The sequence below is a fragment of the Mycobacteriales bacterium genome, assembly GCA_035533475.1.
Taxonomy (GTDB): Bacteria; Actinomycetota; Actinomycetes; order DATLTS01; family DATLTS01; genus DATLTS01.
On the sequence record DATLTS010000042.1, the window covers coordinates 1 to 11,374 of the forward strand.

General features: G+C 68.2%; 9 protein-coding genes. All 9 read left to right on the forward strand.

Translation table 11 applies throughout. The features are described from left to right. The first annotated feature begins 682 nt into the window (after positions 1 to 682). Positions 683 to 1,555, forward strand: coding sequence for a hypothetical protein (locus tag VNG13_10305; GenBank protein HVA60908.1), 873 nt, complete (start codon positions 683 to 685; stop codon positions 1,553 to 1,555). A gap of 797 nt (positions 1,556 to 2,352) precedes the next feature. Then, positions 2,353 to 3,303, forward strand: a complete 951-nt coding sequence (locus VNG13_10310; protein ID HVA60909.1) for a heme-binding protein — start codon at positions 2,353 to 2,355, stop codon at positions 3,301 to 3,303. A gap of 87 nt (positions 3,304 to 3,390) precedes the next feature. Next, positions 3,391 to 3,981, forward strand: a complete 591-nt coding sequence (locus VNG13_10315; GenBank protein ID HVA60910.1) for a hypothetical protein — start codon at positions 3,391 to 3,393, stop codon at positions 3,979 to 3,981. Positions 3,982 to 4,156: 175 nt separating this feature from the next. Beyond that, a complete protein-coding gene (locus VNG13_10320; GenBank protein HVA60911.1) occupies positions 4,157 to 4,546 on the forward strand; it encodes a hypothetical protein in 390 nt (129 codons plus the stop codon). A gap of 496 nt (positions 4,547 to 5,042) precedes the next feature. Continuing rightward, positions 5,043 to 5,297: a hypothetical protein gene (locus VNG13_10325; protein ID HVA60912.1), complete on the forward strand. Its 255-nt coding sequence runs from the start codon at positions 5,043 to 5,045 to the stop codon at positions 5,295 to 5,297. A gap of 920 nt (positions 5,298 to 6,217) precedes the next feature. Beyond that, entirely contained in the window at positions 6,218 to 6,727 is a 510-nt protein-coding gene (locus VNG13_10330; protein ID HVA60913.1) for a hypothetical protein, read from the forward strand. Positions 6,728 to 7,613: 886 nt separating this feature from the next. Further along, the gene (locus VNG13_10335; protein ID HVA60914.1) at positions 7,614 to 8,609 is read left to right on the forward strand and encodes a hypothetical protein; all 996 of its coding nucleotides are present in this window, start codon (positions 7,614 to 7,616) and stop codon (positions 8,607 to 8,609) included. Next, positions 8,548 to 10,311, forward strand: a complete 1,764-nt coding sequence (locus tag VNG13_10340) for a neocarzinostatin apoprotein domain-containing protein (protein HVA60915.1) — start codon at positions 8,548 to 8,550, stop codon at positions 10,309 to 10,311. The genes VNG13_10335 and VNG13_10340 overlap by 62 nt, the downstream gene beginning before the upstream one ends. A gap of 412 nt (positions 10,312 to 10,723) precedes the next feature. Beyond that, the coding region (locus VNG13_10345; GenBank protein ID HVA60916.1) for a hypothetical protein at positions 10,724 to 11,374 on the forward strand (651 nt) is incomplete at its 3' end.

An 11,374-nucleotide genomic window follows, 5' to 3' on the forward strand; every position in this document is an offset into this window, starting at 1 on the left:
CAGACCGACTCCAGCCACTGCTCGACAACGCACGACGGCTGCGCGAACTGGCCACCGAACTCGAGACCTTGGCCCTGCAGACCGTCGAGAACGACCCGGCACTACCGCGCCCGTGACCCACCTATCCGCGCGCGCTCTAAGGCCAACAGTTCGGTGCGCTTTTGCTGCGCCCACCCTGCTTCGCTTACCACGTGGACGTCCTAGCGTCGTCTTCGAAGCTGCCGAGCAGCGGGAGCGGGGTCCCCACAACGACCCGGGATAGGGCCTCCGGACCATCGGCAGGGAGGTCCGAGTTACCATCGAGAGTCTCAGGCAGCCCAGCGCTGTCACTGTATGCGCGTATGTGCGCTCGACGGGATAGAATCTCACCAAGCGCAACCGACGAAAACGGATAGTGATCTACATGGCCGAGACGCGTATGGCCCGCGACACCACCTGACCGGTGTCCAGTTCAATCCCGCCGGGGTCGTCCCCGTCTGGACCGTCCGAAGGCGAGCCGGGAAGCTCGCGTGGAACGCTGCTGGAGCTGGCAGGGGCGCTACTCGGGGCAATAGGAGCAGGCCTCGGTGCCAGCTACTCATCATACCTACGACCAACCGGTGTCGGCTTGGTTGCCGCGGCCGGCTTCATCTTCGCCTACGGTGCGTCACATCTGCTCGCAACTCGAGGCCGAGGGCGGACGGTGTCCGCACTCAGCATCCTTCTCTCCATCGCCGCCGCGATTACCGCCGCCGCGACCCTCGGTGTCCCTGCCAGCGCGCATATCGAAGCGCAGCACTTTATCAACCCGGACGAGATATCGGTAGTGCCCTCGATCAATCCGGAGCAGCCGTATGTCACATCTGTCAAGCCAGAGCAGCAGCCTAATCGCAGTCCACTCGTACAATTGTCGCCCGCCTCGATAGTGAACCCCGGGCACCCCGTATTAATCAACGTTTACGGCAACGGATTCTCGTCCTTCTCGCTGGTGACCATTGAAGTCCATGCACCAGATGGCGATGGACCAATCGATAGCACCACCACGTATGCCCAGGAGAATGGTGCTTTCTCGCAAAACTTTCTCTGGACGCCAGCGATTTGGCTCGGAACCGAAGGGAACAACGGCGGCTGGCCTGTCACTGTAATCGATCGATACAGCCGCCTCATGACGACCGTATTACTGAAGATCACTACTGCCAGCGCCACACCAACCATCTCAAACTGGACGGATCGAAACTTCTATGAGCAACATCTGCCGATATCGCGTCTCCAGGTGCTCGTCGCTTCGGAAGGGAGCCTCTGTTCCAGTCAGGCCGACATGTCCTTGGTCAACGTGAGCGGCGCTACCCCCGATGGCTCCGTTTCTATCTACTACTTCAACCCAGACGACGAACAAATAGCCATGGAGGGCACGGCAGCGGACGATTTTGGTGACATCGTAGCGCAGCCGTTAGCTTGGACGACTCAGAATTGCCTGCCCCATCTTGACCTCTCTTACAAGGTAGTGGCGGTCGACTCCGCGACGGGCGCCCAAGCTGAAGGCACTCTGCTCCTCTCAACAAGCCCCCCACCCTAAGTTTCGTTGCGCTTTACCTCCTGTAAGCGAACACCCGGGGTGTCGCATTCGCGCCCTCGTACCCGGACGGGTCGCCTCACGACCCCTGCTCCAAGGCCTTGCGCCAATCGGGATGGTCGGCCAAACCGGCAAAAACGAGATCGTCATGGCTCACAGTCGTGACGGTCCACGCGTCCCCGGTCCGGGTGGCTTTCCGGACATACGCAGTGCCGATGCGCAACAGAAGCCCGTCCGGGTGCGGCGCGAGGGCACTGATCGGAGGTGCCAAGCTGTCGCCAGGAAACACGGCGAGGAGAAACGGACTCCCCCCGTGTACCGCGACCTCGACCTCGGCCGGTCGCTCGGCTCGTACGGTAAACGTGTAGGCCCCGCTCGCACACCGCAACATATGACGAAAGTATCCGAAGCGTCCGACAAATCGCGGCCCCCGGCCGCCTCCCGATCTGTGGTCGGAGGTGGACGCGGCGGTCGGTGAGGTGCCAAGAGGGGCTGACAACCTCCTCGTGGTGCCCGTTTTCCATCGGATAGGTGCCGTGAGGAGCGCCTCGCCTCAACGGCTCCGGGGTAACCGACGCAGGCGTGCATTTCACGCTCAAGGACGAGCTCTGAAACCGGCTGAACGGCCGATGTGCGACCGCTTCACAAGCGGAACTCCTATCGGGACCGAGAAGCCGTGGCGTTCAAGGCCGAGGCGCTCACGGCGCTCGAATCACACGGTCGGCATTTGTCGCTGCGGTATGCCACGATCAGTGGGCGGGAGCGAGATCGGAAGGCCAACCCGCTGATCGGAGGCCCACATGCTGCTCAATCCCGGCTTCTCATACCAGCCGACGCCGCCGGTGCCCGCGCCCTCACCCACTCCGACTCCAGCGCCCCCACCTGCCCCAGAGCAGAATCCCGGACTCGGCCTGCTGGAGGGCCTGCTCGGGAAGTGGGCAGGCACCGGCCTGAACATCATTTGGCGCCCCCAGCAGCCCACCACCGGCAGCGACCGTTTCCTGGAGATCAACGTCACCGAAGAGGCGCTCGAGTTCGATGTGATCCCGGGAGTCATCCCCAACCGCGGGCTGCTCCAGGCAGATTTGACCATGACCGGTGTTCGCTATCTCCAGCAGGTCACGGACTCCAACCTGAAGGCGGGACTACACGTCGAGCCTGGCTTGTGGCTCAACATCCCGGCAACGATCGACCCTTCCCTGCCGGCCACGATCGCCCGGCTCGCCACGATCCCCCATGGCGCCTCGATCCTGGCTCAAGGCATCGCGGGCGCGCCCACCACCGGCCCGGCCGCAATCCCGGCGGCCAGCATCACGCCGTTCCCGATCGGGAATCCCGCCGCCCTCCAGCAGTTCCCCGAGCAGACGCTGACGAACAACGACACCTTCCGGACCAGCGGATCTGGGCTCAACGGCGTGACCCAGGCGATGCTCGACAACCCGAATAGCGTGCTTGTGTCTGCCCTCAGCGGACTCACGGTGGTGTCAACTATCACCCTGCAGGTGTCCACGGATGACACGACGCCCGTGCTGGGTGGTGGGGTGGCCAATACGGCCTTTCTCCAGGGCGCCCCGGACGGCCCCAACGCCGTTGCTGCGCGCGTCAGTTCAACGTTCTGGCTGCAGACGACCCAGGGTGCGGCTCAACCCGACCTGCTCCAGTACAGCCAAACGGTGTTGCTCAACTTCAACGGCATCAGTTGGCCGCACGTCAGCGTTGCCACGCTGCGCCCCGCTCCGACAGCAACATGACCTCCGAGACCAGACGCTCCGTCACGGGCGCCGGCCCTGCCGGCCCGACGATCTGCCGGGCCGCCGGCTGGGTCGATCGTGCCGAGGTTGAGCGTGCCGCCACGGGCTAGGGCCGGCGTGGCCGGCTCGGAGGGGGCGCGTCGCAGGGCTGGCGGCGCGGCAACCGGATCGTCGGGGGCAGCAGCGGAGGCGTTCGCGGCCGGCTGGGCGATGGCGCAGCTATACGGGCCGCTGATCCACCGCGAGCACCGCCGCGAGGTGACGGATCATCTGCCGACGATCGCCGAACTCGACACTCCAGCCCAGGTCAGCCTGACCGTCGATCAACTAGGTGCCCACCTGGCCGCGCTGCCGGTGACGGGAGCATCGGTCGCCCCGCTGCGCAAGGTGGCGCCCGAGGACGTTGCGGCGTTCCAGGGGGAGGTGCGCCAGCTACACGAGCGGGTGCTGGGACAGCTGGTGATCGCACCGCCGGCGCTGCTGGCGGGCTATCAGCTCGGCCGGGCATTGAGCGACACCTGCTGGATCCCGCCGGACAGTCGCGACGACCCGGGCTTTCTGCTGTGTCAATTCAACCGGTACCGGCTGGCGGTGCTACACGGCTGGCTGGGGCAGATGGGCGGCGACCCCGCGGTCACAGCAGCGACCGCGACAGTGAGCCGGTCGTTGGAGATCTAGCAAGCCTGGATGGCGGTGAACGCTCGAACCCTGAACGGGACGGGGCGGTTGCCGAGGATCTCCGCGGAGGCCCGGGGCGGTGCAGGGGGCGCTACGAACTCAGGGTGGGTCGTGGCGGGATGTGCTCTCCGGGACTGCGCCGGCGACAACGCAGCCGGGGCTCGGAGCATGGATCGTGGCCGGGGAGTCGATGCTACGCACCGGCCGGGCGTTGACCGGGCGAGTGCTGCGCCGGTTCTGGCCGGCGGTGGTAACGCTGGCCGCGGCACTCGGCGGCGTGCTGTACGTGATCAGCCAGAACACTCACGGGGCGAGCACCGTCGCCTCGACGCTGGTCACGGTCGGCGGGGCGTTCGGAATCAGCGGGGCGAGCCTGCGTGCGGCGACCCGCCGGGCGGCCGGTGGAATCGAGCAGGAGGCGTGGCAGGCCGCCGTGGTTGAAGCCCGCGCCTACGCGGCCACGTCCCTGCCCACAGTCCGGCAGGGACCGGTTCGGCTGGTCCGGCTGCACCGCCAAGGCGTCGCTCCGCCGAGCGCCGGGAAACGGCTGCCCGGCGATGACTGACGTTGAGGATGATCAGCTCCGCCCGCCAGGCCGCAGCGCCGAGCATCCAACATGTGGTGGTGCTGGCCATGGGAACCGCTCGTTCGATCACATGCTGGGCTACCTCGACCATCCGGACCCACGCTTCGACACGCTGAACGCCCCGGCCCATACACCAATCCGCGCTGGGCCGCGGCCAGCCCGACGGCGAAGACGTCGCTGCCGGCCTGCCCGGACCATTCCCACGACCTGGTGTCCCGAGCAGCTCGCGCTGGTCGACGGTCGGCCGACGTACCCGGTTTCGTGACCCGCCACGAGCGGATCTGTCGGGGCCTCGCTCCACCTGCGTTCGGTGGACTGCTCGGCTCGCTCCTGAACGGGTGGCGCGCCCACGGCCCGGCCGCACCGGCGATCCATCGGCCGCGGGCCGCTCGCCCAGCTCAGCTTCGAGCGCTGGTGCCGCCGGACCGCTAATGCCCTCGACGGCCTATCGTTCTCCCGCTCTCCGATTCCAGCGGTGCCCCGTTGGAATCGGAGGGTCGAACTCGGCGGCCGCCCGCTCCGCGAACAGCTGTCGCGCAGCGAGTTCCTCCTGTTTCGCCTCGGCGAGCTTTGCCGACCAGCATGTGAACTCTGGGAATCGGTCGGCGGCGGCGCCGAGCCCATCTTCGCCGCATCCTGGGCCAAGGTCAGCATGCGGTCGGCGTGCTCGATGGACCGGGCAGCCTTGTCCCACTCGTCGAAGGCCACCCGCATGCTCGCGCTGCCGTAGATCATGACCAGGGCGCGGGCCCGCACCTGTTCGGTCGGCCCCGGCAGCGCCACCACAGGCTGTGGGATTGCGTTGATCACGAACGTCGGACGCAGAGTTTGCAGGTATCCGCCGATGTGCGTGATGCTCTGCAACGCTTCCGTGTATGCCTCCCCGCGATTTTGGTAGCGCCGCTCCTCCGCTGCCTCACGCCGACGCGCCTGCCGGTCGCGCCAGTTGGCCACCCACCCACCGGAACCGACCACGAGCGACGCCGCGACCGCAGCCAGACCGATCTCCTCCGCGGTGATCCGCACGTGCACGACGTTATCGGCGATCACGGACGGAGACGTCCCACCTGGCCGCCGTTCGCGTGATCGCTACTGACGACAACGTGCCCACGAAGGTGGGCGTCGGCAAAGCGTCGAGAGTCGTCTGCCACCTCGTTGTCGCCCGTATTCATCGGGTAGGTGCGGTAAGAAGCGCCTCGCCTCAACGCCTGCGGGGTAACCGACGCACCCGTTCGTTTCGCGCTCAGGGCCGAGGATAACGCCGCCGGGAGTGCCCCCGCCCGAACGTATTCCGTAGTTATGGGCGGCTGACTCGGCACGGGCTGAGTGACCGCGAACGGCACCTCGCGGTGACCCCCGCCGGAGATCACCGATGGCTGCGACCACGCAGAATTGATCTTCCGGGGTGGGGGGCGCTGAACCCAGCGACCGGGTGGTAACCAAGACCCCGTATGCGAGTCTGATGGGCAGAGATTGCGACCGGAGGGGGTTTGGATGCGCATCCGGCTCACCCGGGCGCGGCGCCTTACGTGGCCACTGAGAGCAGGTGTGGCGGCGGCGCTACTGAGCGGATGCTCCTCCTCGCCGGCGCCGCGGCCGTTGCCGTCCGCTACGGCGTCGGGATCCGCCTCCGCCGCTGCCTCGACCACTGTGGCGGTCTATTCGCCGTTCACCGCGACCGGTGCAGTTGCCGCGGGCATTCACGTCCGCGCGCGGTTTGTCGGAACATGCCCGCAAGGCGCGGAGGCCTCCAAGCGCAACAACGCCTACCGGTGCTTCAGGGCCGGCCAATCCAGCTTCGGCATCCTCGACCCCTGTTTCGCTCGCGAGCGACTCCCGGTCATCCTGGTCTGCCCGCCGAGCCCGTTCAACCGGACTGCGGTGCAGGTCACCCCGTCGAACCCGCTGCCGGTAGCGGCCCAGATCCACGGCTTGACCTTCGGCGACCCTTGGTACCTGCGACTGGGCGACGGTGAACTGTGCGGATTCGCCCAGGGCGCCACCAACGTGATCGCACGGACGCGACTCAACTACTTCTGCAACCATGGGAGCTTGGTCTACGGAGACCCGGATCGCTCGCACGAGCCGTGGAGCATTTTCTACCAAGCAAAAGATGGAACGAACCTGACGATCACGGACATCACCGAGGCCTGGTTCTGACCGCAGCCGCAGCCGCGCAACTGCCGCGAATGCCGGGCAAGAACGGTCGGCACACGGTGCGCACCGCCCGACGATCGCCATAGACGCGAGCGTTCGAACCGTCGAACCTGGCTCCATGGACAGGCACCACAGCAGTGGGGACTGCGACCGGCTCGCCGCTCCTGTCGCTCGCCAGGGCACTGCGGGCCGGCCTGGACCGGTGTTGCTCACCATCGAGGTCGATGGTGAGCTGTTCGCCAGGCTGCCGACGGCGGCTCGGCATACGACTGGTTGAGCGGGCCGAACGAGGGCTACGGGTTCGGGTCAAGCGGTCCACCGAATCGGTCGCCGGAGGAGCACCGGGAGCACATCCGCACCTTCCTCCACATGATCGATCCCGCCACGGGCTACGTGGGAGACGACTAAGGCCACAACCTGGATGGGGGCTGGCGCAGCGCGGTAGCGCCGGATCTTCACATCGGTCACTCAGAGTGGATCAAGCTATCGGTACCTGAGAGCGTGCCGTTATCGACCGGGGAAGCGTCCTGTCCCTACCGGGTACCTCCCACCTGACCCGTGCTGATTGGAATCCTCCCCGTCGGTGAAGTGTCGCAAGACGCCCTGTGGATAACCGTGCCTGCTCGCGAGCACGGCACAACCCTTGAAAACATTGGAAGAACTGTGTCCCAATCCCGTCGGCAAGGTGCAGGTCGAGTCCGTCGCCTCAACGCCTACGGGGTAACCGACGCCGCTGTGTGTTTCACGCTCAGGGCCGAGTGATGACCTTGGTCGTTGGGTGCCTCGCCCGAACCTATGCAGATGTTGTGGCCCGGCGCTCGGGAACCAGCCGACGGTTCCTGGCGTCATAACCGCGACGAGTCTCCTCGCCAGGACGGACACTGTTGGCATGGCACCGGTTCCGCACAGGGTGTTCGTCGGCGCTGTCGCCGCTGCCCTCGGCGCGTTTGCCGCCGGGTGCGGCACCGCGCAGGCCCCTGCCGGCGCGGCCGCTGATCAGGCTTCACTGTCGGCGCCCTCGTCCTCGTGGGCGCCGGTAGTGCCGGGCGCGTCGTCGCCGTCGCCGTTCGCGATGCAGGAGACCAACATCACCGACTACCCGGATGTTTGCAACATTCCGCCGCGGGTGGATCCGTCTGGTCGGTTGACGAGCCCGGTTTCGATGGACGGCCAGGACGTGCTGCGCCCACCAGGACAGGCCGCCACCAGCGTCACCGGACAGGAAGTGTTGGCCCGGTTCGCCGCGTCCAGCTGGGGTGCCGGGGCCGGCGGGCATCCGTTCGCCGTGTTCGGGCTGCTGTCTGCGCCCGCGCCGGCGCAGATCCTGCCCAACGGCGGGAGCCGCCCGTTCTACCGGGACCGGCCGGTCTGGCTGGTGGTGGTCTGCGACTCACCGAACCCAACGCCCATCGGCGGCGGCCCCGGAACGACAGCGGGTGGACCAGCACCGGGGACCTCCCCGTCGCCCGGGCCACCCCCCTATGGGGTGTGGGAGGTCCCCTACGACGCGACCGGCAGCCAGATCCAGTGGGTCAGCGCCACCGAGCGACCCAGCCCGGCCCAACTCGCCGAGACCTTCGTGCAGGTGCCCTGGCAGCGCACGGGCGACGACAGCGACGGCGGCCGTCAGATCGGCATCGCCTACCCGGCCGCCGAGCCGTGCGCCACCTTCGACCACCTTGCCGTGCAGGAGACCCCCTCCACGGTCTACCTGCGGGTGTGGCTGCGGCTGCTCCCCGACGCACCCACCCGATGCCCCGGCACAGCCAGCCACCCCGCTGTCGTCGGACTGGCGAGCCCGCTGGGCAACCGCCTGCTGGAGGATGCCGACCCCCCGCCGACGAACCCGCCACCCGCCAAGATCCCGTCGCCGACGGGCTCGTGAGCGCGCCGGCGACCAGCCGCTGTGTAGAGAAGCCCCTCGCCGTGAAGCCTCGGCCGGGCGATGGCGGCAACCGTATACGGGTGGCGAGCGTCGTAGGGGGAGGCGGGAGAAAAGGGAGGCGGGAGCGGTGGTGGGCGGGCGCCGGCAGGTCGCAGGACCCGGTTGGAGCTGCCTTGGCGTCGCTGGGTTGGTCCTTCTCGCCGCCGGCTGCGGGTCGAGCGGAAGCACGCCTCCTCGGAGCGCGGCTCCGGCAAGCTCGGCGACGAGCAGCGCTCCGGCGGCTTCGCTGCGTCTGTCCGTTTCCCCGAGCACGGGACTGATCGGCGGCCAGCGGTTGCAGGTCAGTCTGACCGGTTTCCCGCCGGGTGCGACCGTGATGGTCTATGAGTGTGCGGGCATCCCGCCGGCAGGAAGCCAGCCGGGCTGTGGCGCGGCGGCCAGCCTGACGTTCTACACCGCCACCACCGGCGACGCGTCGGGGGTGTTCGTCGCGCAGCCAGCCGCCGGGACCGAACCGAACGGGACGCCGACGCAGTGCCGCCAGCAGTGCGTCCTGATCGGTCTGGTCATCAAGCTCGGCGGTGGGGTGGCTCCGAACCCGGCGTCGAGGGTCACCGCGGCCCTGTCGTTCGCCAGCACCGCTCCCGGGCTCGCGGACGCCTCGCTCACAGACCTGAGCTGGGTCAGCGCCAGCGACGGCTGGGCGCTGGCCGCCCAACCCTGCGCGACTGGGACCTGCGCGCGGCTCGCGCACACCAGCGACGGCGGTTCGCACTGGACGGCGTTGCCCGACCCGCCGGCCCACCTGCAGGACGGCACTGTCGACTGTGCGACGGCGGTCTGCGTGAGCGGGGTGCGTTTCGCCAACCCCTCGGTCGGCTATCTGTTCGGCCCGGCGCTGCTGATGACGACGAACGGCGGCCGCAGCTGGCAACCCCAGCCGGGCCCGCAGATAGAGACGCTCACCGTCGGCGCGGGCCGGGTCTACCGCGTCGCCTACACCCAGAGCGGCTGCCCGGGCCCGTGCCAGCCGAGCCTGCAAGACGCGGCGATCGGTTCCACCGCGTGGCACCCGATCATCGGTCAGCTGGCCGCCCCGGGCCGCAGCGACTCCGCCCAGATCGTCACCGCCGGCTCCACCCTGCTGCTCGCCCTCTACGGCAGCCAGGCGGGGCCGGTGTCCGCGCAGGCGACCGTCTACCGCTCCACCGACGCCGGCGGCTCCTGGCAGCGGCAGCCCGACCCGTGCTCCGGCGGCGGCGGAGCGAAAGGGCAGGAAGAGGACCTCACCGACCTGGCCGCCGCGCAGGGAGGCTTCTTCGCCGGCTTGTGCAGCCCGCACACCGGCAACGGCACCTTCGTCGTCACCTCCACCGACGCCGGCGGGTCCTGGCAACGCGCGGGGACCTTGCCGAACATCCAACCCTTGGCCCTGCTCGCGGCGGCCAGCCCGACCACCCTCGCCGTCGCCACCGGCCCCGTCAGCGGCGGCGGTACCCTCACGGCCCAGTTGCTCCTCTCGACCGACGCCGGTGGTCACTGGAACGCCGCCGCCACCGACACCCAGCAGCTGACCCAGACGACCACCTCGGCCTGGCTGGGCTTCGAAACGTCCCAGGTAGGAAGGTGGATCGGCGACCCGCACAGCATCTGGACCACGCACGACGGCGGCCAGCACTGGCTCCGAACAGCCTTCCATTGAGAGGTGCCTACGCCGGCGCCCCGGCGAGCGGATCGCCCTGGTCCCCCGCCCCGGTGTGGGTCTGGTGCAACGAACATGAGTGGCTCAAGCGTTCCCTCGCCGTCGCCGGGGTGGGGTTCACCGAGTTGGACAGCGGGCTGGCGTCGGCGGCGGATGCTCGGCTCGCGCAGCGGCTCGCCGATCAGCTTGGCGCCGGGCATGTTCGCGGGTTCGCCACTCGCTGGCTGTCGCGGCTGCCGAGCCCGCTGGAGGCCAAAGACCGTCGGGCCGGGTTCCGCTATGAGTTCTCCATCCGCCAGTTGGAGGTTTCCGATACCGCGGTGTTCGACCGGCCCCGGGCGGTCGGGCGTTCTTCGACGCGGCCATCCGGGAGCATCTGGACCTGGGCCGTCCCGAGCAGGTTGCGCTCGTCGTGGACCGGCGGATCACCCGGCGCACCCCGGTCCGGTTCGAGACCCTGTGCACCGACGGGGTCGATCCGCAGATCCAGATCCGCTACCGCTCGTCCAAGGTCAAGGCCTACTTCGAATGCGGCCGGGTGCTGCGCGTCGAGACGACGGTGAACAACGCCACCGACTTCGACATCCACAAAACGCTCAACGTGGCGAACTGGCGGGCTTTGGTCACCGCCGGCCGCGCGGTCAACACCCGCTTCCTTGCGGCGCTCGGTGAGGGTGCACCACCCCCGCCGGACGTGGCCACCCTCGAGCAGGTGATCTTGCCGTCGGTGATCGACGGCGTCCGAACCCCAGGGCTACGGTTCGGAGATCCGCGGGTGATGGCCTTGTTCGCCGCGATGATCCAGTTCGGCCATGTCGTGGGTGGGCTGACCAACGCCAGCCTCACCCCACTCGTCGCCGCCCTGCTCGATCGGCCCTACACCTCCAAGCAGGCCAGCTACGACCTGCGCCGGCTCCGCCGCAAACGGTTCATCGAACGGGTGCCCGGACACAACGTCTACCGGGTCACTCCCTATGGCCGCGCCCACGCGACGTTCCTGTCCAAACTCGCCGCCCGCGCCGTCGTCCCCACGCTGACCGAACTCGACGCCACCGGATCACCC